The organism is Neorhizobium sp. CSC1952 (assembly GCF_030378245.1).
Lineage (GTDB): Bacteria > Pseudomonadota > Alphaproteobacteria > Rhizobiales > Rhizobiaceae > Neorhizobium > Neorhizobium oryzae_A.
Genome location: NZ_CP128416.1, coordinates 3,091,304 through 3,116,992 on the forward strand (window position 1 = coordinate 3,091,304; position 25,689 = coordinate 3,116,992).

A 25,689-nucleotide genomic window follows, 5' to 3' on the forward strand; every position below is an offset into this window, starting at 1 on the left:
GCCCCTGTTGCGCCCCGATCATCCGGCGAAAACCGGCGGGCCATGCCTGTGACCAGCATCCCTCCTTATGGTGAATTCATCGTGAAAATGCACCTGCCGTCCCCTGTACCGAAGGCTCCGCCGCCCTAATTTGCATTTGACGGCCGATTTCCCTAGGCTTGGGGCCGGTCGAAGGAAAGGCCGTTTCGCCGGCCGTATCAATCATCCGTATGCGGTCACCTTCAAACCTCAAACAAGAGGGCCAGACAGATGACGCAAGCAAAAAGCGGCGACACAGTCCGGATTCACTATATCGGAAAACTCACCGACGGCACCGAGTTCGACTCGTCGAACGGACGGCCTCCGCTGGAGTTCGTGGTCGGCGCCGGGCAGATCATTTCGGGGCTCGACAGAGAGATCGACGGAATGGAGCTCGGTGCGCACCAGACGGTGACCGTGCCGGCCGATGCGGCCTACGGGGCGCACGATCCGGCCAAGGTCCATGCGCTTCCCCGCTCGGCCGTGCCGTCCAATATCGACGTGCATCCAGGCCTGCAACTGCAGAGCAGAACGCCGGACGGCAACACGATCCCGCTCGTCGTCACCGAGGTCAGCGATCAGGTCGTCACCGTCGACGCCAACCATCCCCTCGCGGGCAAGGATCTCGTCTTCGACGTCGAACTGGTGGAAATCGTCAGGGCTGCGTGAGGCCTGCGGGCAGTTGGGATCACCCCCCTCTGTCCTGCCGGACATCTCCCCCACAAGGGGGGAGCCAACGCATATAGAATGTCAGGCGGTGCGGCATCCTTAACCCTCCCCCTTGTGGGGGCCGGCAGGCGGGAGGGGTTTTCACTCGCAGTGAAGTCCCCTCCCCAACCCCTCCCCACAAGGGGGAGGGGCTCCACGCACTGCCGACACAATTCCATATGCATTGGCCCTGCCCTTGTGGGGGAGAGGCCCGGCAGGGCAGGGAGCAAATGCATCTTCGCCTTTCGGATACTGCATTAAACGATCACGTAATCACGCTCGGCTTGTCGCGACCGGTGCGCTTCTTCAGATCGGAGATCCGGTCGGCGATGGCGATGAGGTCGGCGAGTGCTTCCTGCGTGTCGATCGCATGGCGGGAGGCGTCGGGCTCGTACCGTTCCACATAGACGCGGATCGTGGCGCCGGACGTGCCGGTGCCGGAGAGGCGGAAGACGATGCGGGAGCCGCCCTCGAAGAGGATGCGGATGCCCTGGTTCTTCGAGACCGAACCGTCGATCGGGTCGTGATAGGCGAAGTCGTCGGCAGATCCGACCTTGAGGCCGCCGAAGGTCTGGCCGGGCAGGGTGGCAAGCTTCTCGCGCAATGCGGTCATCAGGCCGTTTGCCGCATCCGAATCCACTTCCTCGTAGTCGTGGCGGGAATAGTAGTTGCGGCCGTATTCGGCCCAATGCTTCTTGACGATCTCGGCGACGCTTTCGTTGCGAGCGGCCATGATGTTCAGCCAGAAGAGGATCGCCCAGAGGCCGTCCTTCTCGCGCACGTGGTCGGAGCCGGTGCCGAAACTCTCTTCGCCGCAGACGGTCGCCTTGCCGGCGTCGAGCAGATTGCCGAAGAACTTCCAGCCGGTCGGCGTCTCGTACATGCCGATCTTCAGCTTTTCGGCGACGCGGTCGGCGGCGGCGCTGGTCGGCATGGAGCGGGCGATGCCGGCGATGCCCTTGGCATAGCCGGGAGCGACGGTGGCATTCGCCGCGATGATCGCCAGGCTGTCGGACGGCGTCACGAACATGCCCTTGCCGACGATCATGTTGCGGTCGCCGTCGCCGTCGGAGGCGGCACCGAAGTGCGGGCCGTCCGGGCTCATGACGTCGTCATAGAGTTCCTTGGCGTGGACGAGGTTCGGATCCGGATGGTGGCCGCCGAAATCCGGCAGCGGGGTGAAATTGCGCACCGAGCCTTCCGGCGCGCCGAGCCGGTTTTCGAAGATCTCCTTGGCATAGGGACCGGTGACGGCGCCCATACTGTCCATCGCGATGCGGACGCCGCTCGCGATCAGCGCACGGATCGCCGGGAAATCGAAGAGCTGTTCCATCAGCTCGGCATAGTCGGCGACCGGATCGATCACCTCGACCTCCATGCCGGCCACCTTGAAGGAGCCGATCTCGTCGAGGTTCACGTCGTCCACATCGGCGATCTTGTAGATGTCGATGACCTTCGAGCGGGCGAAGATCGCGTCGGTGATCTTTTCCGGCGCCGGGCCGCCGTTGCCGATATTGTACTTGATGCCGAAATCCTCGGTCGGGCCGCCGGGATTGTGGCTGGCCGAGAGCACGATGCCGCCGAAGGCCCTGTATTTGCGGATGATGTTGGAAGCGGCGGGGGTCGAAAGGATGCCGCCCTTGCCGACCATGACCTTGCCGAAACCGGCGGCCGCGGCCATCTTGATCGCCTTCTGGATGACCTCGCGGTTGTAGTAGCGGCCGTCGCCGCCGATCACCAGCGTCTTGCCTTCGAAGCCTTCCAGACTGTCGAAGATCGACTGGATGAAGTTCTCCGCATAGTTCTCCTGGGCGAAGACGGGGACTTTCTTGCGCAGGCCGGAGGTGCCGGGCTTCTGATCCTGATACGGGGCGGTGCGGACGGTCTTGATCATGGTCAGGAACCTTTTCTTGCAAGGAGATTCTGAAAGAGCCCGGCATAAAGGCCGGCGCTCTTTTCCCAGGAGACATCGGATTTCATGCCCTGCTTCTGCATCTGCGTCCACACTTTCGGCTCGGAATAGAGACGGACCGCGCGGCGCAGCGCCCGGCGCAGGCTCTCCGCGGTCACGGGACCGAAGGACACTCCGGTTGCCGTACGCGCGGCGAGAGCCGCTGGATTGGCGTCTATTACGGTATCATTAAGGCCGCCGGTGCGGGCGACCACAGGAATGCAGCCGTAACGGAGCCCGTAAAGCTGCGTCAGCCCGCAAGGTTCGAAGCGGGACGGGATGATGATGGCATCGCAGCCCGCCTGCATGAGATGAGACAGCGGCTCGTCATAGGCGGAAAGCACCGAGACGCGGCCGGGATGGCGGGCGGTGGCGGCGTGGAAGGCGTCTTCGAGCACCTTGTCGCCGGAGCCGAGCACGGCAAGCCTTGCGCCGAGAGCGACGAGATCGTCGACGGCTTCGGCCAGGATATCCATGCCCTTCTGCCAGGTGAGCCGGGAGACGACGCAGAAGAGCGGCCCCTCGTCCTGGTCCAGCCGGAAGCGCTCGGCGACCGCCTGCTTGTTCTCGGCGCGGGCTTTCAGGGTGGCGGCGGTGTAGTTGCTCTTCACGGCTCGGTCGGTGGCGGGATTCCAGATGTCGGGGTCGATGCCGTTGACGATGCCGTGGAGATCGGCGGCACGATAGGCAAGCAGGCCTTCGAGCCCCATGCCGAATTCGGGCGTGAGGATTTCCTCCGCGTAGGAAGGGCTTACCGTGCTGATCGCCGAACTCGTCTGCAGCCCGGCCTTTAGATAGCCGACGCCGCCGAAATATTCGATGCCGTCGATATCGAGCGCATGCGGCGGCAATTCGAGATAGGGGAAGATGTCGGCGCCGAAACGGCCCTGGAAGGCGATGTTGTGAATGGTGATGAGGCTCGGGATTTCCGGTTCCGCCGCATAGCGCATGTAGGCGGATACCATGGCCGACTGCCAGTCGTGCAGATGCACGACATCCGGCTGCCAGCCTGTTTTCCCTTCGGCCATTCCCCCTTGAGCGATGACCGCTCCCGCCTTCGAGAGAGCCGCAAACCGCCGCCAGTTGTCGACATGGTCCTTGCCGGCGGCATCCGCGTAAGGGCCGCCGGGCCGGTCGAAGAATGTCGGCGAATCGAGGATCAGGAGATCGAGTCCCTGGTGCTCGACTTCCAGCACGTCGGCTTTCGCGCCGAGGAGGCTTTCGAAGCTCATGCGCAGCGTGGCATTTCTGATCGTGCCCATGACCGCCGGATAGCCCGGCATCAGCGTCTTCACCGAAACGCCATGACCCTTCAGGGCAAGCGGCAGGGCGCCTGCCACATCGGCCAGTCCGCCTGTCTTGACCAGCGGATAGACTTCGGACGCAACCGAAAGAACCTGCATTACAAATCCAACTTGTCGATCATCGTCTGGGTGATCAGGCAGATGCCGTTCTCGGTGCGGCGGAAGCGTTTCGCATCGAGTTCCGGATCCTCGCCGACAACCAGACCTTCCGGGATGGTTACACCGTGATCGATGACAACATCGCGAAGCTGGGCGCGCCTGCCGATGCGGACATTCGGCAGGACGACGGCGCCCTCGAGGCGGGAATAGGAATTGGCCCGCACGCCGGTGAAGAGCAGGCTTCGATAGAGCGTCGAGCCGGAGATGATGCAGTCGCCCGAAACGACGGAGGAGATCGCCGAGCCGCGGCGGTCCTCGTCGTCATGGACGAATTTCGCCGGCGGGCTGATCTCCGCATAGGTCCAGATCGGCCAGGACTTGTCGTAGATGTCGAGCTCCGGGGTGACGGCGGTCAGGTCGATATTGGCCTGCCAATAGGCATCGATCGTGCCGACGTCGCGCCAGTAGGGCTCGCGCTCGAAATCGGAGCGGACGCAGGAACTGGCGAAACGGTGGGCGACGGCTTTGCCGTGCTTGACGATGTAGGGGATGATGTCCTTGCCGAAGTCGCGGCTGGAGCCCGGCGTATCGGCATCCCGCTTCAGGATGTCCATCAGGAACTTGGTGTGGAATACGTAGATGCCCATCGAGGCAAGCGCGAATTCCGGATTGCCGGGGATGCCGGGAGGATCGGCGGGCTTCTCGACGAAATCGATGATCTCGTCCTTCTCGTTGACATGCATGACGCCGAAGCCGGTCGCTTCCATGCGCGGCACTTCCAGGCAGCCGACCGTCACCTGCGCGCCGCTGTCCACATGCTGCTGGAGCATGTATTCGTAGTCCATCTTGTAGACGTGGTCGCCGGCGAGGATGACCATGTATTCCGGGGCATAGGCCTCGATGATGTCGATGTTCTGGTAGACCGCGTCGGCCGTGCCCTCGTACCACTGCGTCTCGGAGACGCGCTGCGAGGCGGGCAGGATGTCGAAGCTCTCGTTGCGTTCGGGGCGGAAGAAGTTCCAGCCGCGCTGCATGTGGCGGATCAGCGAATGGGCCTTGTACTGGGTGGCGACGCCGATGCGGCGGATGCCGGAATTCAGCGCGTTGGAAAGGGCGAAATCGATGATGCGCGCCTTGCCGCCGAAATAGACGGCGGGCTTGGCGCGACGGTCGGTCAATTCCTTGAGGCGGCTTCCCCGGCCGCCGGCCAGCACATAGGCCATCGCATCGCGCGACAGGGGCTGGATTCTCTTCTCGTTCATTCTTTCCTCCCTATGCCTGTTGTTCCAGTTCCAGCATGAGCGTCGCGAGCGGCGGCAGCGTCACTTCGGCGTAGACGGTACCTCCCGCGTTCACCGCCTGAACGCGACCGCCATTGCCCTTGCCGCTGCCGCCGTAGATCTCGGCGTCGGTATTCAGGATTTCCCGCCATCTTCCCTCGTTTGGCAAGGGGATCCGAAAATTCTCACGATAGACGGGGGTGAAGTTGCTGATAACCGCCACCGGCTTTTCTCCCGGCGCCATCCGGAGCCAGGCGAAGACGGAATTTTCCGCGTCGTCGGCCATCAGCCAGCGGAAGCCGTCGCCCTCGCAGTCGCGGGCGTGCAATGCGGGCTTGGAGCGGTAACAGAAATTCAGATCGCGCACCAGGCGGCGCACGCCTTCATGCGGATGGTATTGAAGCAGGTTCCAGTCGAGCTCGCGGCTCTCGCTCCATTCGGCCCACTGGGCGAATTCCTGGCCCATGAAGAGCAGCTTCTTGCCGGGGTACCCCCACATGAAGGCGTAATAGGCGCGGAGATTGGCGAATTTCTGCCAGTCGTCGCCGGCCATCTTGGCGATCAGCGAGCCCTTGCCGTGCACCACCTCGTCATGGGACAGCGGCAGCACGAAGTTCTCCGACCATGCATAGAGAAGGCCGAAGGTGATCTCGTTGTGGTGGTGCTTGCGATGCACGGGCTCGCGCTTCAGATAGGAGAGCGTGTCGTGCATGAAGCCCATGTTCCACTTGAAACCGAAGCCGAGGCCCCCTTCGTGGACCGGGTGCGAGACCTTCGGCCAGGACGTGCTCTCCTCGGCGATCGTCATCACGCCGGGATGGGCGCCGTAGGAGAGGGAGTTCATCTTCTGCAGGAAGCGGACCGCCTCCAGGTTCTCGCGCCCGCCATATTCGTTCGGCACCCATTCGCCCTCTTTCCGCGAATAATCGAGGTAGAGCATGGAGGCGACGGCATCGACGCGCAGGCCGTCGAGATGGAATTTCTCCGCCCAGTAGAGGGCGTTGTTGACGAGGTAGGAGAGGACCTCGATACGGCCGAAATTGTAGATCGCCGTATTCCAGTCGGGATGGAAGCCCTTGCGCGGGTCGGCATGCTCGTAAAGGGCGGTGCCGTCGAACCAGCGAAGGCCATGCTCGTCGGTCGGGAAATGCGCCGGCACCCAGTCGAGAATGACGCCGATGCCGACCTTGTGACAGCCGTTGACGAAGCGAGCAAAGCCTTCCGGCTCGCCGAAGCGGGCCGTCGGCGCGAAGAGCCCGGTCGTCTGGTAACCCCAGGACGGATCGAACGGGTGCTCGGTGATGGGCAGGAACTCGATATGGGTGAAGCCCATGTCTGTGCAATAGGGGATGAGTTCGGAGGCGAGCTCGTCCCAGGTGAGGAAGGAACCGTCCGGCTTGCGCCGCCAGGAGCCGGCATGCACCTCGTAGATGGTGATCGGCTGGCGGCGATGATCGGCCTTCGACCAGAATTCCTGGTGGGCCGCATCCTCCCATTTCTGCGCAAGCTCGGGCGCCGTGACGGAGGCGGTGTCCGGCCTGAGCTCGGCGCGGCGGGCATAGGGATCGGCCTTGAGCGGCAGGAGCTTGCCGTTCTTGCCGACGATCTCGAACTTGTAGGCGGAGCCGGCGCGCACATCCGGGGCGAAGATTTCCCAGATGCCGGTATCGACCCTGAGCCGCATCACGTGCCGGCGGCCGTCCCAGTTGTTGAAATCGCCGACGACGGAGACGCGCTTGGCGTTCGGGGCCCAGACGGCGAAATGAAAACCCTCGACGCCCTCGTGCTTCATCGGATGGGCGCCCATCTTGTCGAACAGACGCAGGTGCGAACCTTCGCGGACGAAATAATCGTCCATGGGGCCGAGCACGGGGCCGAACGAGTAGGGGTCGGTCACCGCCCATTCATCGTCGCCGCGGCGGGCGCGGTAACGGACGGGCTGGAGGTGCGAGGCGTTGACGAGGCCTTCGAAATATCCGGCCTCGTGGCGGCGGGTGAGCTCGCCGAGTTCGGTTCCGTTGAGCGCCAGGGCGGTGACCGCTTCGGCACCCGGAACGAAACAGCGGGCCCTGAACCCGTCCCCGAGCTTGTGGAGCCCGAGGACGGCGAAGGGATTGGTGTGCCTGCCTTCCAGAATCGCCTCGATCTCGGATAACGGAATTTCCCCCGGGGCTCTTCCGTCATCGGCGACGCGCGGCGATTTCTTCATCAGGCTCTCCAGATTTCCGACGCGTACTGGCGAATAGTTCTGTCAGAGGAGAACCATCCCATCCGGGCGGTATTGCGTATGGTCTTGGAATACCAGGATTTAGGGTCGGTCCATATCTGGTCAACATAACGCTGCGCTTCCGCATAGGTGTCGAAATCGGCGGCGACCATGAACCAGTCGTGATTGTAGATGCCGTCGATCAGGTCGGTGAAGCGGGAGCGGTCGTCCGGCGAGAAGACGCCGGTCGCGATCGCGTTCAGCGCCTGGGCGAGCTCGCGCGACTTCTCGATGATGGCGCGGGGATTGTGGCCGTCGGCGCGGACCTTGGCCACCTCGTCGGCCTTGAGGCCGAAGATGACGATGTTGTCCTCGCCGACATGGTCGCGCATCTCGACATTCGCGCCGTCGAGCGTGCCGATCGTCAGCGCGCCGTTCAGCGCGAACTTCATGTTGCCGGTGCCCGACGCTTCCATGCCGGCCGTCGAAATCTGCTCGGAAAGGTCGGCGGCCGGAACCATGACCTCGGCGAGCGAGACGTTGTAGTTCGGCACGAAGACGACCTTCAGGAGGCCGCGCACGGCGGGATCGTTGTTGATGACGCGCGCCACGTCGTTGGCGAGCTTGATGATGAGCTTGGCGTTGTGATAGCTCGGCGCCGCCTTGCCGGCGAAGAGCTTCACACGCGGGATCCAGTCCATTTCCGGGTGGGAGCGGATCTGGTCGTAGAGCGCCACGGCCTCGACGATGTTCAGAAGCTGGCGCTTGTATTCGTGGATGCGCTTGATCTGGATGTCGAACAGGGCGGACGGATCGAGGCGGACGCCCATGCGGCTGCCGACGAGATTGGCGAGCGCCACCTTGTTGGCGCGCTTCACGGCGGCGAATTTCTCCTGGAAGGCCTTGTCGTCGGCATGGGCATCGAGCTCCCGCAAGGCCTCCGTGTCGTCGAGGAACCTGTCGCCGATCGCTTCCTGGATGAGGGAGGTCAGGCCCGGATTGCACTGCATCAGCCAGCGCCGTGGGGTGATCCCGTTGGTCTTGTTGTTGATGCGTTTCGGATAGAGCGTGTGGAGGTCCGAAAAGACCGTGACCTTCATGAGATCGGTGTGAAGTGCCGAGACGCCGTTCACCGAGTGCGAGCCGACGAAGGCGAGATTGCCCATGCGCACGCGCCGCTCGCCGCCTTCGTCGATCAGCGAGATCGAGCGGATCTGCGTGTCGGAAAAGCTCTTCTGCTTGCGGGCTTCGAGGAGGATCTGGGCATTGATCGCGTAGATGATCTGCATGTGGCGCGGCAGGAGACGCTCGAAGAGCGGAACCGGCCAGCTTTCCAGCGCCTCCGGCAGCAGCGTGTGGTTGGTGTAGGAGAAGGTCTGGCGGGTGATCTCCCAGGCTTCGGCGAAATCCATGCCGTGGATATCGGTCAGAAGCCGCATCAGCTCGGCGATCGAGACTGCGGGATGCGTGTCGTTGAGCTGGATCGCCACCTTCTCATGCAGGTTGGTGAAATCCGGATATTGCTGCAGGTGGCGGCGCAGGATGTCCTGCAAAGAGGCGGAGGAGAAGAAGAATTCCTGGCGCAGGCGCAGTTCCTGGCCGGCCGGATTGGCGTCGGCCGGGTAAAGGACGCGGGTCAGGCTTTCCGCCTTGTTGCTCTCGCGCAGCGCGCCGATATGGTCGCCGGCATTGAAGGCGTCGAGCAGGATCGGGTCGATCGGCTGGGCCGACCAGAGACGCAGCGTGTTGACGCGCTTGCCGCGCCAGCCGACCATCGGCGTGTCATAGGCCATGGCGATGACGCGTTCGGCGGGCTTCCAGACGTAGCGGGGCGTCTCGTCATAGCCGCCGATCGTCTCCACCGCGCCGCCGAAGCCGATCTCGTAGGAGCTTTCGCGGCGCTCGAATTCCCAGGGGTTGCCGTGGGCGAGCCAGGTCTCCGGCAGTTCCACCTGCCAGCCGTCGGCCATCTGCTGGCGGAAGAGGCCGTGGATATAGCGGATGCCGTAGCCATAGGCCGGGATGTCCACCGTCGCCATGCTCTCCATGAAACAGGCGGCGAGACGGCCGAGGCCGCCGTTGCCCAGCGCGGCATCCGGCTCGAGCCCGGCGATCAGGTCGATATCGACGCCGAGCGAGCCGAGCGCATCGCGGATTTCCTGCATGAGGCCCATATTGGTGACGGCGTCGCGCATCAGCCGGCCGATCAGGAACTCGAGCGAGAGGTAATAGACGCGCTTGTCGCCGGTCCGGTAGACCTTGCGGGTGCTCTCCATCCATTTGTCGATGATGCGGTCGCGCACGACAAGGATCGTCGCCGTCAGCCAGTCGTGCGGCTTGGCCACCTTGGCGTCCTTGCCGATACGGTAGGTCAGGCGTTCGATGATCTCTTCCGCCATGATTTCGGGGCGGGAACTGCGGGGAGCGGGCTGCGGGATTTCGACCGTGGAAGACGTTTTGTTCATAAGTCGCCAACTTTCTGGTGGAGCGGGGAGGGAGGCGTCCGGTTCAGTCCATCTGGCATGATGTATAGGCACAGTTTATGCACCGTTATGACACTGTTGCAACGGTCGTTTTATCTTTCTGAAACTCCGGACGACCGGACGCGCCCCGGCAAAACAAAACACCCCGCCGGCAAGGGCGGGGTTGGACTACCGGCAAGACGAGAACCTCTCTTCCGTCATGCTCGGGCTTGTCCCGAGCATCTGCAAACCATTGATGTTTATAGATCCTCGGCACAAGGCCGAGGATGACGCCGAATAAGGCCGGAGGTTTGTCAACAAGCCGCCCCCGCCGAGGGGGGCGCGGATGAGAGCCGTGTGAGGAGGAAGATCAGTTCGTCAGGCGGGTGCCGGTCTTGGCGGCCTTGCGGGCGATCTCGCCGAAGCTCTGCACGAGCTGCGTCATGTTGCTCGGCTCGTAATAGTAGTCCTCGCCGCTGGCGCAGTAGTTCAGCAACGCCTTGCCTCTTTCCGGCGCCATGAAGGCGATCGCATAAATCTTGATGCCCCGGGCCTTTTCCTCTTCCGAAATCCCGTCCGCCTTCTCCGCATCCGTGAGGCCGTCGGCCTTCGCCTGGTCGCAGAGGGCGCGGACCTTCTTGTCGATGGTGGAATTCCACGAACTGCTGTTGCCGGTCATTTCGCCATCGGTCATGAGGACGATGTAACGATCGAAGTTCGTGTTTCCCTTGCCGTCGTGAGCGGTCTTTTCGGTGGCGTTGGCCTTCTTCAATGCGTTCAACGCATTGGTCATCGCGCCACTGGCGTCGGTGCCGCCCGACGGCGGTTCCGGCAGTTTCTTCACATAGGCCGCGATATCCGTGGTTCCCCACTGGATCTTCTGCTCGGTCTTGGTCTCGTGGGTGTAGGAGTCGCCGCCGACACGGATCAGCTCCTTGTTCGGGTCGGCCTTGTCGAGTTCGGCGAACATGGCTGCGGCAGCCGCCTTCAATGAGGCCATCTTGGTGAGATAGTTCGGCACCGCTTCATAATAATAGACTGTCCGCTTGCAGGTAATCGGATAATTTTTGGTGCCGCAGTTGTATTCCTCTTCACGCGATTTCCGGACCTGCTTCGTCGGTGCGGCGGGGTTCACGGTGGTCGTGTCCTCCTTCATCGATCCGGACTCGTCCAGCGCCAGATACATGGAGAGCGCGTTGCCCTCGCGGCCGCTCCGGGCGTAGCTCTCGACGGCGATCTTCATCGTCTTGAAGCCAAGCACGCCGGTCAAACCGTTGAGCGGCAAGTCATAGTTCAGCTTCATGCGGACTTCATAGCTGGCCGCCGTGTTCGAGGAAGCGGTGGTCGTTGCGGAAACCTGCATGGCCTCCTCGAGCGCCTTTCTGATTGCCTCGATTTCAGGGTCGCTCGCACCCTTCCCTTTCTCGTTCTCGAGTTCCTGGCCGAGGAAGTAGCCGGTAGCCATGGTCTCGGCCTCCGCCTCGCTCATCTCGCCCGTGTCGGCCATCGCCGATGCGGCGGCGAGCGTGGCGGAATCGGCGAGCGCCTGAAGCCGGTTCTTTTCCTGCATGGCATTCGTCACGTCGATGGCCATGCCGGCCACGCCGAGGAGGACGGGGAGCATTGCGGCGGTCATGACGCCGAAATTCCCGCCGCGGTCTCTCAGTAACCGCGAGAAAAGAGTATGCTTCATCATCATCGCCCCCGATCGCCCGGTCCAACTCATTCGGACAGTCACTGGGCGTCTTCTAGCGGGCGCGGGTATAGGAAGGGCTAAGCGAAATCTTAAAATCTTAACGATTTCAAAGAATCAGCGTCAAAACGGGGCGGATTTTCAGCCTTTCAGCGGAACGACGTCGACCGCCTGTTCGGCCTTCTGATTTCCGTAACCCTTCAGCACTCCGATGACGGGGGCGATGTCGGAATAATCGCGGCCGTAGGCCACGACGATATGGTCGCTGCCGGCCGGGATGTTGTTCGTCGGGTCGAATTCGACATAGCCCATGGTCTCGCCGCACCAGACGCGCACCCAGGCATGCATGGCATCGGCCCCTTCGAGCCGTTCCTTGCCGGGCGGCGGGATGGTGCGCAGGAAGCCCGAGACATAGCCCGCGGGAATGCCGAGGCTCCGGAGCGCCACGATCATGACATGCGCGAAATCCTGGCAGACGCCGCGCTTCAGCCGGAAGGCCTCCTTCGGCGTCGTGTCGACGGTGGTGGCCTTCGTGTCGTAGGTGAAATCCTTGTGGATGCGGTTGCAGAGCGAAAGCGCGATCTCGCGCACCGTCTGGCCCGGCCTTATGGTCTCGCGGGCATAGGCGGCGATCTGCGGCTCTTCGGCGAGGCGGGGGCTCAGACCCGCAACATGGTGCGGCGACAGGGCATCGACCGACCAGAAGCCCGCCAGCTCTTCCCCGAGCTTGTCGAGTTCCGGCGACAGGTCGGCGGTCATCGACGGGGTTTCGACCATGACGCGGGCCTGCATGCGGATATCGAGCCGCTCGTGCGGCGCGCGGACGAGTACCGAAGTGGCCTGCTGGCCGAAGAAATCGATGAACGTGGTCTTCTCGTCGGCGTGCGGGGTCACCGTGACGGAGCCGGCGATCAGCCGCTGCCGGTCGGGCAGCGACAGCGGCAGGACGCGGATCACGTGGCGGGCGCCGGAGGCCGGCACGTCGTAGGCATAACCCATGTGGAGGGAAAGGTCGTAGAGCATCGCCGCCTTCTCCTCAGTTGAAGTAAGTCTGGCCGAGGATATCGGACAGCTTCTCCATCTCCTGTTCGAGTTTCCGGTAGACTTCCTCGTTCATCGCCTCGGGCGTCATGACCGCAAGGCCGGAATGCAGCCGCATCGCCTCGCGGTAGAAGGGCGACATCTGGCCGTTGACGAAAGCGTTCGGCAACTGCTCCACCTCGGTGCGGATCTCGTTCAGCTGGAAGAGGATCGAGCGCGGGTTCAACGGGTCGAGCGCCAGGAGGTCGGCGACCGTCAGTCTCGCCGTGTTGACGTTGTAGCGGCGGCGGTGGGTCATGACGCTGTCGCCGATTTCGAGCAGCATGTCGAGCGAGCCGTCCGGCGCGTCCGGGCCCGACATGTGGCCGAGCAGGCGGGTCATGTGCAGGCCGCGTTCGAGATGGCGGCCGATCGAGAGGAAGCGCCAGCCGGTGAAGCGGTACATGTTCTCGTGCACGAGACCGGCGAAGCCCGCGAGCTTGCGGAGCAGGATGGTCATGGCATGCGAGGCGTCGTCGCCGGGCTGCACGGTTTCGTGGAAGCGGCGTGCGGTCTTGGCGAGGTCGGTCAGCGCCAGCCAGCCGTCGGGCGAGAAGCGGTCGCGGATGTTGCTTGCCGAATAGATGGCGCTGTCGATGTTGCGCAATAGCGTCGCCGGCACCGCCTTCGACATCTCGATGTCTATGCCCTTGAGGTAGCGGGTGATGTCGGCCAGCAGCGGCGCGTCGGGGTCAGCGGATTCGGCATAACGCAGATGCCAGGCGCGCAGGATGCGCAGCGCCCCTTCGGCCCGCTCGATGTAACGGCCGAGCCAATAGAGGTTGTCCGCCGCCCGGCTCGGCAGGCTGCCCGGCATGTTGCGGGTGAAGGTCTCTTCCGGCGGCAGCAGGGTGGGTCTCGCGACCGGCTTGTCGGAGACGATCCAGACGTCCGCCGCCGTGCCGCCGGCCTGCATGGCGATCGCCGCGACGTCGTCGCCGGAGCCGATGCGGGCAAAGCCGCCCGGCATGATCTCCCACCCATGCTCCGTGCGGGCGGCGAAGACGCGCAGCGACATGGGCCGCGGGATGAGCTTGCCGTTGACGTAAGCCGGCGTGGTCGAAAGCGTCACGACCTCCTGGCCGACGAGTTTCGAACCTTCCGCAGCGAGCCAGTCGCCGACCCTGCCCTTCGCCTTGGTGTGCAGCGAGGAGCCGAGGACCGACTGGCCGTTGTCGTCGAAGAAGGGGAGCCTGGAATAGGCCGGGCCGATGACCATGCGCTCGACATTCTTGGCGACATGCTCGCGTTCCGCCTTCTGGCCGCACCACCAGGTGGCGATCGACGGCATGAGCAGGTCCTCGCCGGTGAGGCGCCGACAGACCGTGGGCATGAAGGCGAGTAGCGCGCGGGTCTCCAGAATGCCGGAGCCCAGCGCGTTGACGATGGCGAGCGAGCCGGAGCGCAGCGCCTGCACCATGCCGGGCGTGCCGATATGGGAGTTCTGGTTGAGCTCCAGCGGATCGGCGTAGGCAGCGTCGAGGCGGCGCCAGAGCACGCCAATCGGTTTCAGGCCCGCGACGGTGCGCACCATGACGCGATCGTTGACGACCGTCAGGTCTTCGCCTTCCAAGAGCATGAAGCCGAGATAGCGGGCGATATAGGCGTGCTCGAAATAGGTCTCGTTGGCGGGGCCGGGGGAGAGGACCGCGATCCGATCCTCCCCGTACTGCTTGTGCGACTGCAGCGCATCACGGAAGGCGCCGAAGAAGGAGGCGAGGCGATGCACATGCGCTTCGGCATAGATATCGGAAAGGGCACGCGTCGTGGCGACGCGGTTTTCCAGCGCGAAGCCCGCGCCGGACGGCGCCTGGGTGCGGTCGGCCAGCACCCACCAGTTGCCGTCGGGGCCGCGGCCGATCTCGAAGGAGCAGAAATGCAGATAGTGTCCGCCGACCGGCTTGATGCCGACCAGCGGCCGCAGGAATTCGGAATTTCCGGCAATCAGCGCCGGCGGCAGGATGCCTTCCTGCACCAGCCTGTTCTCGCCGTAGATGTCGGCGATCAGCGCTTCCAGGAGCTCGGCGCGCTGCACGAGGCCCTTCGAGACGGCTTCCCACTCGTTGCCGTCGATGAGCACCGGGATATGGGAGATCGGCCAGTTGCGCTCGCCGCTGCCTTGGGCGCCGTAGGTGCGGTAGAAGACGCCGGCATCGCGCAGATAGCGGTCGGCGCGGGCGAAACGCTCGGTGAGCTCGCTTTCCGACATGCGGCCGAGATGCGAGATCAGGTTGCGCCAGACCGGCTTTATCTGGCCGTTCGCATCCAGCATCTCGTCGGCGACACTCGGCAGCGCGGCATAGCCGAGGATGGGATCGGTCGAGATCCCCTCCTGGCCTGCACGTTCTGTCGCCGGTGCCTTGGACATCGGTTGTTTCACACTCCTTGCGGCCGGCGCAGATCGAGCGTCAGCGGGAATTCGGTCGAGGGCGTTTCCGGCATCAGCGCATAGCGCCCCGCCGTATGGCCCCAGGGCTCGAATCGGGCGAGCCGGCGCGCTTCCGCCTCGTTGCCGTTGACCGGGAAGGTCTCATAGTTGCGACCGCCCGGATGGGCAACATGGTAGATGCAGCCGCCGATCGATCGGCCGGACCATGTATCATAAATGTCGAAGGTGAGCGGCGAATTAACCGGCAGGACCGGATGCAGGCCGGAAGCCGGCTGCCATGCCTTGAAGCGGACCCCTGCCACCGAGACCCCGGAGGCGCCGGTTTCCTTCAGGGGCACGGCGCGGCCGTTGCAGGCGACGGTGTAGCGCGAGGGGTTGGCGGTCTCCAGCCGCACCTGCAGACGCTCGACGGAGGAATCGACATAGCGCACGGTGCCGCCGATCGCGCCTTGCTCGCCCATCACGTGCCAGGGTTCGAGCGCCTGGCGAAGCTCCAGCTTCGAACCCTCGTATTCCACCTCGCCGAAGAAGGGGAAGCGGAATTCGAGTTGGGCGGCGAACCATTCGGGGCGGAGGTCAAAGCCGTTTTCGCGCAGGTCGGCCAGCACGTCGAGGAAATCGGCCCAGACGTAATGCGGCAGCATGAAACGGTCGGCGAGCGCCGTGCTCCAGCGGACGAATTTTCCCTCGATCGGATTCTTCCAGAAGCGGGCGATCAGAGCGCGCACCAGAAGCTGCTGGGCGAGCGACATGCGGGCGTTCGGCGGCATTTCGAAGCCTCGGAACTCGACAAGGCCCAAGCGGCCCGTCGGGCCGTCCGGCGAGAAGAGCTTGTCGATGCAGATTTCCGAGCGGTGCGTGTTGCCGGTGACATCGGTCAAAAGGTTGCGGAACAGCCGGTCGACAAGCCAGGGCAAGGGCGGTGGGCCCTGGCCGGGCGCCGGCACCTGGGCCAGTGCGATCTCCAGTTCGTAGAGCGCATCGTGGCGGGCCTCGTCGATGCGCGGCGCCTGGCTGGTCGGGCCGATGAAGAGGCCGGAGAAGAGGTAGGAGAGCGAGGGATGACGCTGCCAGTGCAGCACGATGCTCTTCAACAGGTCCGGGCGGCGCAGGAACGGGCTGTCGCTCGGATTGGCGCCGCCGACCACCACGTGGTTGCCGCCGCCGGTGCCGGTGTGGCGGCCGTCGATCATGAACTTGTCGGCGCCGAGCCGGCTCTGGCGGGCCTCCTCGTAAAGCGCGGTGGTGACGTCGACCGTTTCCTTCCAGCTCGAAGCCGGGTGGATGTTCACCTCGATGACGCCGGGATCGGGCGCCACGCGGATGACGTTGATGCGCTCGTCATGGGGCGGCGCGTAGCCCTCGATATGCACCGGCAGGCCGAGTTCTGCAGCGGCGTTTTCAGCCGCCGCGATCAGTTCGAGATAGTCCTCGATGCGTTCCACCGGCGGCATGAAGACGCACAGACGACCATCGCGCGGCTCGACCGAGATCGCGGTGCGCACGGCGCCGCCGATCTCGCCGAGCGTCTGTTCCACACGATCCTGGATGACGGTTTCATCCGCCTGGAAAGACGCTTCCGGCATGGCGCGCCCCGCCGGAACGATCGCCTCGGGGAGGGGCTTCCGTGGGATCGAGGGATCGGCTTCGTGGATATAGGGAAATTGCGACGGCGGCACATAGGGCAATGTGCCGAGCGGCAGACGGTAGCCGACCGGGCTGTCGCCGGGCACGAGGAAGATGCGGCCGCGGCGGGTTTTCCATTTCTCGCTCACCCAGCGCCGGCCGCCGGCCTGCGCATTCCAGGCCTGCACCGGCAGGACGTGACCCGTCGGACGGGTCAGGCCGCGCTCGAAGACGCGGGCGATGCGGCTGCGCTCCTCGGGGTCCTTGAGCTTCGAATTCGACGGATCGACGTTTTCCGGCAGGCTGCCTTCCTTGATGATCCATTCCGCCGGGTCCTCGAAGGCCGGAACCACCATCTCGGCGTCGATGCCGAGTTCCCCGGCGATCGCGGTCAGAAGCCTGCCGGAGTCGTCTTCCGTGGCGCCATGGTCCCGGCCTTCCTCGGCCACGAGGTCCGGATTGCGCCAGATCGGCACCCCGTCCTTGCGCCAGTAGAGCGAGAAGGTCCAGCGCGGCAGGCTTTCGCCCGGATACCATTTGCCCTGGCCGTAATGCAGGAAGCCGCCCGGCGCGAAGCGCTCGCGAAGCCTGCGGATGAGGATGTCGGCCTTCTCGCGCTTGGTCGGGCCGACCGCGGCGGTGTTCCACTCGTCGGATTCGAAATCGTCGATCGAGACGAAGGTGGGTTCGCCGCCCATCGTGAGGCGAACGTCCTGCGCCTGCAGCACGCGGTCGACTTCCCCGCCGAGCTCGTTCAGGGCTTCCCAGGAAGAGTCGGAGAAGGGTTTGGTGATGCGCGGGTGCTCGGCGACGCGCGACACCTTCATGTCGAAGGCGAACGTGGTCTCGGCCTCGCCGTAATAGCCGCCGGAGATCGGCGCCGCATTGCGGTAGTGCGGCGTGGCGGCCAGCGGAATATGGCTTTCGCCGGTGAGCAGTCCGGAGGTCGGGTCGAGGCCGACCCAGCCGGCGCCAGGGAGATAGACTTCCGCCCAGGCATGCAGGTCGGTGAAGTCGATTTCCGTGCCGGAAGGGCCGTCGAGCGCCTTCAGGTCCGGCGTGAGCTGGATCAGGTAGCCCGAAACGAACCGGGCGGCGAAACCGAGATGGCGCAGCACCTGCACGAGCAGCCAGCTCGTGTCGCGGCAGGAGCCCTTGGCGACGGTCAGCGTCTCTTCCGGCTCCTGCACGCCCGGCTCCATGCGGATCACGTAACCGATCTCCCGCTGGAGGCGGGCGTTGAGGCCAACCACCATGTCGACCGTCGGCTGACCGGGTGAGGTGTCGATCGAATCGAGGAAGGCTCTGAGGCGCGGCATTGCCGGCTCCGGCTTGCGGTAGATGGAAAGGTCCTCGACCAGCGTTTCCGGATAGGCGAACGGCCATTTGGTCGCCTCTTCCTCGACGAAGAAGTCGAAGGGGTTGTAGACCGTCATGTCGGCGATCAGGTCGACCTCGATCTTGAATTCGGTCACGGGGTCGGGAAAGACGTAGCGGGCGAGGTAGTTGCCGTAGGGATCCTGCTGCAGGTTCACGAAATAGTTCGAAGGCGTGACCTTCAGCGAATGGCTCAAGACCTTGGTGCGGGAATGGGCGGCGGGCTTCAACCGGATGATCTGCGGTCCGAGGCGGACTGGCTTGTCGTATCTGTAATGGGTGAGGTGATAGATGCTCGCCTTGATCGACATAGTTCCCCTTGCCGGCCGTTCGAAGGGTTTCAGCCCAGGGCCGATCGATGATGATTGCAAGGATTTTGTGCGCTGCACGAAAATAATGCAAGGCGGATTTGAAGCCTATCCCGCAGCATGGCGAGCTGCGGCAGACGGGGTGACGGTTCCGCGTCAGGCGGGATCGGTGTAGGGCGTGCCATCCTTGTGCACGAAGCGGCCGTCGGCATTGGCGCTCATCATGTCGATGTCGGAGCAGGTGGTCAGGTCGTCGGGCTGCCGCGAGCCGATTTCCAGATAGACCGCCACCGCGTTCGACCTGTTGATCATGTGATGGCCGTTGCCCGAATTTTTCGGGAAGGCGGCGCAATCGCCGGCGCGAAGCAGCGTTTCGCCACCATCTTCGACCAGCGTCAGCTCGCCTTCGAGCACATAGACGAACTCGTCCTCGTGGGAATGCCAATGGCGCTGGCTCGACCAGTTGCCGGGCGGCAGGTGCATGAGATTGATGCCGAAATCGGTCAGCCCGCCCGCATCGCCCAGCCGCTGCCGCACCCGGTCGGCACAGGGGGCGTCGAAAGGCGGCGGATAGCCGGAGCCCTTGCGTTGAGGCACGGCGGCGATATCGATCTTCGGCATGGCAACCTCCTCGGCAATCCAGCTTTATCTTGGCCCGGTTTATCTTGGGCGGAGGAGGCGGCAAATCAATCCAGCGTGCGGCGGAAGCGGCGCACCGCGATCAGCATGGCGATCGCCATCAGGGCGGCAAGCGCCGCCGTGTCATAGGCGAGCGTCTCGATGTTCGCGCCCTTCAGCATGACCGCGCGGACGATGCGGATATAGTGGGTAAGCGGCAGGGCCTCGCCGATCCATTGCGCCCAGTTGGGCATGCCGGCGAAGGGAAACATGAAGCCTGAAAGCAATATGTTCGGCAGGAAGAACATCATCGCCATCTGCATCGCCTGGAGCTGGTTGGCGGCAATGGTTGAGAAGGTGTAGCCGATCGAGAGATTGGTGACGACGAAGAGGGCGGTCGCCGCGGTGAGCGACGCCGGATCGCCGAGGATCGGCACGCGGAAGACGAGGAAGCCCGCGGCGATGATGAGCAGCGCCTGGACGAGGCCGATCAGCACATAAGGGGCGATCTTGCCGAGCATGATCTCCAGCGGCTTGATGGGCATGGAAAGAAGGTTTTCCATCGTGCCGCGCTCCACCTCGCGGGTAACGGAGAGCGCGGTGAAGATCAGGAGCGTCATCGTCAGGATCGTGCCGAGCAAGCCGGGGACGATGTTGAGCGTCGAGGAGCCGGCCGGATTGTAGCGGCGGTGCTGGACGATCGAGAAGGCCGGTTTCGTGGGTTCGGAAAATTCGATCTGCCGGTCGTTGGCAAGCGCGGTCGTGACGATGCCGGATAGCGCCGAGAGCGCCGAGGAGGAGGCGACCGGGTCGGTCGCATCGGCGGCAACGAGCAGCGAGGGCGTATCGCCGCGGCGGAGCGACCGTTCGAAGCCTTCGGGGATTTCGACGACGAAGAGCGCCCTGCCGGATTGCAGCAGCTCGTCCATGTCTTCGGCGCGGGTAATCACCGTCTCGATCCGGAAGAAATCGGTGTTTTCGAGCGCCGCGAGGATGGAGCGGCCGACATCGGTGTTCTCTCGCATCAGCACCGCGGTCGGCAGGTTGTGCGGCGTCGTGTTGATCGCGAAGCCGAACAGGAAAAGCTGCATGATCGGCAGCATGACCATGGTCGCGAGCGTGATGCGGTCGCGGGTCATCTGGATGAATTCCTTGACCGTCATCGCCCAGAAGCGGCCGAAGGAGCCGTTGTTGCCATTGCCGTTTGCCGCGGTGCCCGTCATTGGAAATTGTCCTCCGAGCGGCGCATCAGGTCGATGAAGGCGTCTTCCAGCGTCGCTTCGCCTTTTTCCCATCTGAGGCCGGGACGGTCGCGATAGGGCGCGATCGCCTTCTCCAGCGCGTCAGCGTCGCGGCCGGCGACATGCAGGCTGGTGCCGAAAGGTGCGATCATGTCGACGCCCGGCACCGTTTCGAGTTCGGTCTGGAGACGATGGACGTCCGGGCCGGAAACGGTCCAGGTAACAAGGCCGGTGCCTGCGATCACCTCGTCCACAGTGCCCTCGGCCAGAAGTTTGCCATAGGCGATATAGGCGATCTCGTGGCAGCGCTCCGCCTCGTCCATGTAGTGGGTGGAGACGAGAACCGAGAGGCCTTCGGCGGCGAGCGCGTGGATCTCGTTCCAGAAGTCGCGGCGCGCCTTGGGATCGACGCCGGCGGTCGGCTCGTCGAGGAGCAGCAGCGCGGGTTCGGGCAGGATGCAGGCGCCGAGTGCGAGGCGCTGCTTCCAGCCGCCGGAGAGTTCTCCCGCAAGCTGCTTCTCGCGACCCTTGAGGCCGAGGCGTTCGATTGCGGCGCTCGCCTTGCCGCGGGGATCGGGAAGACCGTAGACGCGGGCGACGAATTCCAGGTTCTCGCGGATCGAAAGGTCCTGATAGAGCGAGAATTTCTGGGTCATGTAGCCGACGCGCCGGCGGATGCGGTCGCTTTCGGTGAGGATGTCGAAGCCGAGGCAGGTGCCGTCGCCGCTGTCGGGCGTCAGGAGGCCGCAGAGCATGCGGATCGTCGTCGTCTTGCCTGAGCCGTTGGGGCCGAGAAAGCCGTGGATGCGGCCTTTCTTCACGGACATGGAGACGTCGTCGACCACCTTGCGGCCGCCGAAGCTCTTCGTCAGGTGATGGACGTCGATCACCGTTTCGGGGGCGTCAACCCTGTAGGGTTCGGCGGCTATGCCTGTCTCCGTCATGGCCGCGCCCCCGCGAAGACATCGACCGGCTGGCCGGGGCGCAACGCCTTCGGACCCGCCGGGATGGCCTCGACGCGGTAGACGAGCTTGGCCCGTTCTTCGAGGCTGTAGATTTCCGGCGGGGTGAATTCGGCATTTTTCGCGATGAAGCTGATCTTCGCCTCGGTGGGCTCACAGGCGTCGCAGGCGACGCGGACGGATTGCCCGAGCGAAAATCTCGCGATCTCGGTTTCCGGCACGAAGAAGCGGATGCGGATATTGTGCGGCGGCAGCAGCGCCACGATCGGCCGGCCGGTCGGTACGACCTCTCCCGTCCGATAATAGACCGTCTCGATGCTGCCTTCGCCCGGAGCCGCCACGGAGCGGCGGGCAAGCGCGGCCTCGGCGGAGGCGAGGTCTGCCCTGGCGGCTGCGAGAGCCTCCTTCGCCTGGCGGAGCTGCTCGTCCCGGGCGGGCAGGTTGCCGAGGATGATCTGGCTGCGGACGTTGTCGAGTGCCGCGCGGTTGGCGGCTTCGGTGGCGGTTGCCGTGTCGAGGCTCGCCTGCGTGGCGGTGCCGCGCTCGACCAGCACGCGGGTGCGGTCGAGGTCCTGCTTGGCGAGTTCGAGGCGGGCGGCCGCTTCGCGCTCGGAGGCGCGCAGGACGTCGATCTCTTCCGGCCGCTTCTGGGCCGCTTCGGCAAGATCGAGCTCCGCCTGCGAACGGGCAAGCGCTGCGCGGGCTGCGGCGACGGCTGCTTCCTCGCCCGATGCTTCCAGCCTGAAGAGCGGCGCGCCGGCCGCGACCGCCTGGCCTTCGGCGACGTCGAGCCTTTCGAGCCGGCCGGCGCTTTCGGCGCCGATGAACAGCGTATCCGCCTCGACCCAGCCCCGGTAGGGGCGCTGGCCATTGCCGGAAAACAGGAAGGGAAGGGCGGCCAGCGCTGCTCCGGCCAGGATGACGATGACGAGGATCCGTTTCATTTCGCGCCTCCTTCCGATGGCGGGTTCTCAGCCGGCACGAAGAGGGTATCGAGGAAGGTTTCGAAGAGCTTTTGCGTGTCGAGATGCTCGTAACGCTCGAAGAGCGTCGTCCAGATGATCGTCATGAGGGCCGGCGAAACGACGATCTGCGGCATTTCGGCGAGCGCCGGATTGCGGAGTTCGCCGCGATCGGCCGCCCGCTTCATGAGGATGCGCAGCACGCCGAGCCCCCTGGAGATGATCTCGCGGTGGTAGAATTCCGTGACGGCCGGGAACATCGGCCCCTCGGCGAGGATCAGGCGAAGGAGGTGGCGGCGCTCCGTCTCCAGCACTTCGCGCCGGAAAAGCGTGTAGAACATCGAGATCGCGAAGCGTGCCGGAACCGCCTCGTTCCGCACCAGTCCGTCGATCTCGCCGAGAATGGGCGTGGCGATGCCGGAGACGAGTTCGGTGAAAAGCCGTTCCTTGTCCGGAAAGTGCAGGTAGACCGTGCCCTTGGCGATGCCGGCGCGGGCGGCGACATCCTCCATGCGGGTGGCCGCGAAACCCCGTTCGGCAAAGCAGGCGAAGGCGGCCGCCAGGATTTCCGCCCGGCGCTGCTGCGGATCGCGTTTCTCTCTCTTCCTCTCGGCCATTCCTTGGGCTCTCATTTATGACTGACTGGTCGGTCATTATCACGAATTGGCCTTTTTGCAAACAAAAAGGATTAGGACAGTGGTAGGGGCGGCGGCGGTAAAGATGAGTTCCTATGTTAAATCTTACAGCGCCCGGGTTATCGAGGCTCCGGTTTATCAATGAGGCAGAGGATGGCGGACGGTATGGTTGTGCCTGAGACTTACGAGCTTTCCCTGGGCAGCCAGCTCCGCATGATGGGCGGCGCCTTCTGGAATGCGCCCGTGCGCAACCGCGTGCTGGTGCTGACGGTCGCTCTGCTCGCGGTGATCTTCGCGACGACTTACGCGACATACCGGCTGAACGAATGGAACGGGCCGTTCTACGACGCGCTGGAGCGGCGCGACATGCCCGAATTCCTGAACCAGCTCGTCGTCTTCGCCGTCATCGCCTTCTCGCTGACGCTGCTCAACGTCATCCAGCAATGGCTGAACCAGATCACCGCGATGCGCATGCGCGAAGGGTTGGCGCGCGACCTTTCCGACGTCTGGCTCGTGCCGGGGCGGGCGCTGAAGCTCGGCGGGGCAGGAGCGATCGCCAACAATCCCGACCAGCGGCTGCACGAGGATACCCGCATCCTGGCGGAGAACACGACGGCGCTGGCGATCGGGCTCGTCAACTCCACCATCCTGCTCGCAAGCTTCATCGGCGTGCTCTGGGCGATCTCGTCGGACTTCGTCTTCCATCTCGGCGGCAGCACCATCTCGATCCCCGGCTACATGGTCTGGGCGACGATCCTCTATGCACTTCTGGGCTCGGTGCTGAGCAATGTGGTCGGCGCCCGGCTGCCGCGGCTGAACGCGGAGCGTTACGCCCGGGAAGCGGACCTGCGGGCCGCGCTCGTCCGCGCCAACGAGAACCTGAAGCCGATCACGCTGGCGCGCGGCGAGGCGAACGAGCGCGAGCGCGTCCACGGGGCGATCGACGGGGTGCTGGAAATGCTCCGCCAGCTCGCCTGGGCGCTCGCCAACCTCACCTGGGTTTCGGCCGGGTTCGGCTGGCTGGCACTGGTCGCGCCGATCATCATCGCCTCGCCCATGTATTTTTCCGGGGAGCTTTCCTTCGGCGGGCTGATGATGGCCGTGGGGGCCTTCAACCAGGTCAACCAGGCGCTGCGCTGGTATGTCGTCAATTTCAGCGTCATCGCCGACTGGCGGGCGACGCTGACGCGCGTTTCTTCTTTCCGCAACGCGCTGCTTGCCATGGACACCCCGGCGAAGGAAGGCGAGGTCATCGCCTATCGCGAGGCGAAGGCGGAGGAGGGGATGAGCCTTTGCGGGGTCAGCGTCTACGGTGAGCCGGATCGCGGCGAGAAGGGGCACGGCATCCGCGTCAGGGAGGGCGAGTGTTTCATCCGGCCGGGCGAGCGGGTGATGATCAACGGCGATCCGGGCGCCGACCGGCATCTGTTCTTCCAGGCGGTTGCGGGCATCTGGCCCTGGGGTCACGGCGAGATCGGCCTGCCGCTTTCCGACGGCATGATCCTGATGCCGCAGGAAAACTATCTCCCGACGGCGACGCTGCGGGAGGTGATGACGTATCCGAACGGGCTTCCGGACGTGGACGACGGCGCGTTGATCCGGGCGCTGGAAAAGGTCGGACTGGAGCGCCTTGTCCACCGCTTGGACGAGGTGGAGCGCTGGGACCGGCTGCTCGACAAGGAGGAAGAGGCATCGCTTTCGGTCGCCAATGCGGTGCTGCGCAAGCCGGGCTGGCTGATCATGGACGACGTGCTGGAGGGGCTGGAGCCCGAAACGCGCGAGCGGCTCGTGGATGTGCTTGCCGGCCTCGAAGGCTCGACGCTGGTCTATATCGGCCGCTCGGAGGAGTTTTCGAGAAAATTCTCGCCGCGGCTCTTCCATCTGGCACCGCTTGCGGCGCCTGCGGAACCCCAGAAGGAAGAGGCGTGAGATGGGCAGGCATTCGGCTTTGAAAACGGGGCAGTGCATCGTCTGCGGCCGGACATTTCCGCTGACACGGCTGCATAAGGTCGGGCAGCTCAGGCCGCATCTCTTCGAGATGATCTGCGAGGAGGTGAAGGACTGCCTCGCCGACAGCCTGATCTGCGACGAGGACCTGGCCCGCTATCGTCGCCGCTATGTGGAGAAGCTTCTCGAGGAGGAGCGCGGCGAGCTTTCCGAACTCGACCGGCAGGTGCTCGACAATTTCGAGAAGGGCGCCTCGACGGTGCAGACGAGCGCCGCCAACCTGCTCGACCGCAACCCTACATTCGGGGAGCGGGTGGCGGACAAGGTTGCCTCGTTTGGCGGCTCCTGGACCTTCATTCTCACCTTCATCGCGATCCTCGTGATGTGGATGGGGATCAATGTCATCGGCCTGTTCTCGCAGCCCTTCGACCCCTATCCGTTCATCCTGCTGAACCTCGTGCTCTCCTGCCTCGCGGCGCTGCAGGCACCGGTGATCATGATGAGCCAGCGGCGGCAGGAGGAGAAGGACCGGTTGCGTTCCGAGAACGACTACATGATCAACCTGCGCGCCGAACTCGAAATCCGCCAGCTCCATGAAAAGATCGACCATCAGATGGCCAGGCAATGGGAGCGGCTGGCGGAACTCCAGCAGATCCAGATCGAGTTGCTGGAGCGGCGGGACAGGAGTTAGGGGGGCTCACTCACCGACGCTGGTGGCAGCCGGCCCCCCTCTGGCCTGCCGGCCATCTCCCCCACAGGTGGGGAGATCACAAGCGGCGTACCTTTCCCGCCAAGCTGACGGTGTGCCGAACAGCAGCGCTTG

General features: G+C 64.3%; 17 protein-coding genes. 3 read left to right on the forward strand and 14 right to left on the reverse strand.

The features are described 5' to 3' along the window. Positions 1 to 249: 249 nt before the first annotated feature. The gene (locus tag QTA58_RS15030; RefSeq protein ID WP_289669467.1) at positions 250 to 687 is read left to right on the forward strand and encodes a peptidylprolyl isomerase; all 438 of its coding nucleotides are present in this window, start codon (positions 250 to 252) and stop codon (positions 685 to 687) included. A 304-nt stretch (positions 688 to 991) separates the two neighbouring features. On the opposite strand, the gene QTA58_RS15035 is transcribed toward QTA58_RS15030, so the two are convergent. The 14 genes from QTA58_RS15035 to QTA58_RS15100 form a co-directional block, all read right to left on the reverse strand. Continuing rightward, positions 992 to 2,620, reverse strand: coding sequence for an alpha-D-glucose phosphate-specific phosphoglucomutase (locus QTA58_RS15035; protein ID WP_289669468.1), 1,629 nt, complete (start codon positions 2,618 to 2,620; stop codon positions 992 to 994). Positions 2,621 to 2,622: 2 nt separating this feature from the next. Beyond that, positions 2,623 to 4,080: a glycogen synthase GlgA gene (gene glgA, locus QTA58_RS15040; protein WP_289669469.1), complete on the reverse strand. Its 1,458-nt coding sequence runs from the start codon at positions 4,078 to 4,080 to the stop codon at positions 2,623 to 2,625. Next, the gene (glgC, locus tag QTA58_RS15045; protein WP_085420222.1) at positions 4,080 to 5,342 is read right to left on the reverse strand and encodes a glucose-1-phosphate adenylyltransferase; all 1,263 of its coding nucleotides are present in this window, start codon (positions 5,340 to 5,342) and stop codon (positions 4,080 to 4,082) included. The genes glgA and glgC overlap by 1 nt, the downstream gene beginning before the upstream one ends. A 10-nt stretch (positions 5,343 to 5,352) precedes the next feature. Next, complete coding sequence (gene glgB, locus QTA58_RS15050) at positions 5,353 to 7,569, reverse strand: 1,4-alpha-glucan branching protein GlgB (protein ID WP_289669470.1); 2,217 nt, start codon at positions 7,567 to 7,569, stop codon at positions 5,353 to 5,355. Continuing rightward, positions 7,569 to 10,031, reverse strand: a complete 2,463-nt coding sequence (locus QTA58_RS15055) for a glycogen/starch/alpha-glucan phosphorylase (RefSeq protein ID WP_289669471.1) — start codon at positions 10,029 to 10,031, stop codon at positions 7,569 to 7,571. The genes glgB and QTA58_RS15055 overlap by 1 nt, the downstream gene beginning before the upstream one ends. Positions 10,032 to 10,398: 367 nt before the next feature. Then, positions 10,399 to 11,754 (reverse strand): TadE/TadG family type IV pilus assembly protein, encoded by a 1,356-nt coding sequence (locus QTA58_RS15060; RefSeq protein WP_341850264.1) that lies wholly within the window; start codon positions 11,752 to 11,754, stop codon positions 10,399 to 10,401. A gap of 108 nt (positions 11,755 to 11,862) precedes the next feature. Further along, positions 11,863 to 12,744, reverse strand: coding sequence for a transglutaminase family protein (locus tag QTA58_RS15065; RefSeq protein ID WP_289669472.1), 882 nt, complete (start codon positions 12,742 to 12,744; stop codon positions 11,863 to 11,865). Positions 12,745 to 12,757: 13 nt separating this feature from the next. Further along, positions 12,758 to 15,169 carry a circularly permuted type 2 ATP-grasp protein gene (locus QTA58_RS15070; RefSeq protein ID WP_289669473.1) on the reverse strand — a complete coding sequence of 804 codons (2,412 nt, stop codon included), beginning with the start codon at positions 15,167 to 15,169 and terminating at the stop codon, positions 12,758 to 12,760. 8 nt (positions 15,170 to 15,177) lie between these two features. Continuing rightward, complete coding sequence (locus tag QTA58_RS15075; RefSeq protein WP_289669474.1) at positions 15,178 to 18,504, reverse strand: transglutaminase family protein; 3,327 nt, start codon at positions 18,502 to 18,504, stop codon at positions 15,178 to 15,180. A gap of 153 nt (positions 18,505 to 18,657) precedes the next feature. After that, the gene (locus QTA58_RS15080) at positions 18,658 to 19,122 is read right to left on the reverse strand and encodes a cupin domain-containing protein (protein ID WP_289669476.1); all 465 of its coding nucleotides are present in this window, start codon (positions 19,120 to 19,122) and stop codon (positions 18,658 to 18,660) included. 65 nt (positions 19,123 to 19,187) lie between these two features. Then, on the reverse strand, positions 19,188 to 20,342 hold the full coding sequence (locus tag QTA58_RS15085; protein ID WP_289669477.1) for an ABC transporter permease: 1,155 nt from the start codon (positions 20,340 to 20,342) through the stop codon (positions 19,188 to 19,190). Continuing rightward, positions 20,339 to 21,304, reverse strand: a complete 966-nt coding sequence (locus tag QTA58_RS15090; protein WP_289669478.1) for an ABC transporter ATP-binding protein — start codon at positions 21,302 to 21,304, stop codon at positions 20,339 to 20,341. The genes QTA58_RS15085 and QTA58_RS15090 overlap by 4 nt, the downstream gene beginning before the upstream one ends. After that, entirely contained in the window at positions 21,301 to 22,266 is a 966-nt protein-coding gene (locus QTA58_RS15095; RefSeq protein WP_289669479.1) for an HlyD family efflux transporter periplasmic adaptor subunit, read from the reverse strand. Before QTA58_RS15095 ends, QTA58_RS15090 begins: the two co-directional genes overlap by 4 nt. Next, positions 22,263 to 22,901 carry a TetR/AcrR family transcriptional regulator gene (locus QTA58_RS15100; protein ID WP_289669480.1) on the reverse strand — a complete coding sequence of 213 codons (639 nt, stop codon included), beginning with the start codon at positions 22,899 to 22,901 and terminating at the stop codon, positions 22,263 to 22,265. The genes QTA58_RS15095 and QTA58_RS15100 overlap by 4 nt, the downstream gene beginning before the upstream one ends. 183 nt (positions 22,902 to 23,084) lie before the next feature. Between QTA58_RS15100 and QTA58_RS15105 the strand changes: the two genes are divergently transcribed. Together QTA58_RS15105 and QTA58_RS15110 are read left to right on the forward strand one after the other, a co-directional pair. Then, complete coding sequence (locus QTA58_RS15105) at positions 23,085 to 24,848, forward strand: ABC transporter ATP-binding protein/permease (RefSeq protein WP_289669481.1); 1,764 nt, start codon at positions 23,085 to 23,087, stop codon at positions 24,846 to 24,848. Between the two features lies 1 nt (position 24,849). Continuing rightward, entirely contained in the window at positions 24,850 to 25,557 is a 708-nt protein-coding gene (locus tag QTA58_RS15110) for a DUF1003 domain-containing protein (protein ID WP_289669482.1), read from the forward strand. Positions 25,558 to 25,689 lie beyond the last annotated feature (132 nt).

Coding starts and splice junctions, on each gene's coding strand:
- glgB (WP_289669470.1), bottom strand. CDS start 7,569: ATGAAGAAATCGCCGCGCGTCGCCGATGACGGAAGAGCCCCGGGGGAA.
- QTA58_RS15095 (WP_289669479.1), bottom strand. CDS start 22,266: ATGAAACGGATCCTCGTCATCGTCATCCTGGCCGGAGCAGCGCTGGCC.
- QTA58_RS15110 (WP_289669482.1), top strand. CDS start 24,850: ATGGGCAGGCATTCGGCTTTGAAAACGGGGCAGTGCATCGTCTGCGGC.
- QTA58_RS15090 (WP_289669478.1), bottom strand. CDS start 21,304: ATGACGGAGACAGGCATAGCCGCCGAACCCTACAGGGTTGACGCCCCC.
- QTA58_RS15030 (WP_289669467.1), top strand. CDS start 250: ATGACGCAAGCAAAAAGCGGCGACACAGTCCGGATTCACTATATCGGA.
- glgC (WP_085420222.1), bottom strand. CDS start 5,342: ATGAACGAGAAGAGAATCCAGCCCCTGTCGCGCGATGCGATGGCCTAT.
- glgA (WP_289669469.1), bottom strand. CDS start 4,080: ATGCAGGTTCTTTCGGTTGCGTCCGAAGTCTATCCGCTGGTCAAGACA.
- QTA58_RS15060 (WP_341850264.1), bottom strand. CDS start 11,754: ATGAGTTGGACCGGGCGATCGGGGGCGATGATGATGAAGCATACTCTT.
- QTA58_RS15055 (WP_289669471.1), bottom strand. CDS start 10,031: ATGAACAAAACGTCTTCCACGGTCGAAATCCCGCAGCCCGCTCCCCGC.
- QTA58_RS15070 (WP_289669473.1), bottom strand. CDS start 15,169: ATGTCCAAGGCACCGGCGACAGAACGTGCAGGCCAGGAGGGGATCTCG.
- QTA58_RS15065 (WP_289669472.1), bottom strand. CDS start 12,744: ATGCTCTACGACCTTTCCCTCCACATGGGTTATGCCTACGACGTGCCG.
- QTA58_RS15085 (WP_289669477.1), bottom strand. CDS start 20,342: ATGACGGGCACCGCGGCAAACGGCAATGGCAACAACGGCTCCTTCGGC.
- QTA58_RS15080 (WP_289669476.1), bottom strand. CDS start 19,122: ATGCCGAAGATCGATATCGCCGCCGTGCCTCAACGCAAGGGCTCCGGC.
- QTA58_RS15075 (WP_289669474.1), bottom strand. CDS start 18,504: ATGTCGATCAAGGCGAGCATCTATCACCTCACCCATTACAGATACGAC.
- QTA58_RS15100 (WP_289669480.1), bottom strand. CDS start 22,901: ATGGCCGAGAGGAAGAGAGAGAAACGCGATCCGCAGCAGCGCCGGGCG.
- QTA58_RS15105 (WP_289669481.1), top strand. CDS start 23,085: ATGGTTGTGCCTGAGACTTACGAGCTTTCCCTGGGCAGCCAGCTCCGC.
- QTA58_RS15035 (WP_289669468.1), bottom strand. CDS start 2,620: ATGATCAAGACCGTCCGCACCGCCCCGTATCAGGATCAGAAGCCCGGC.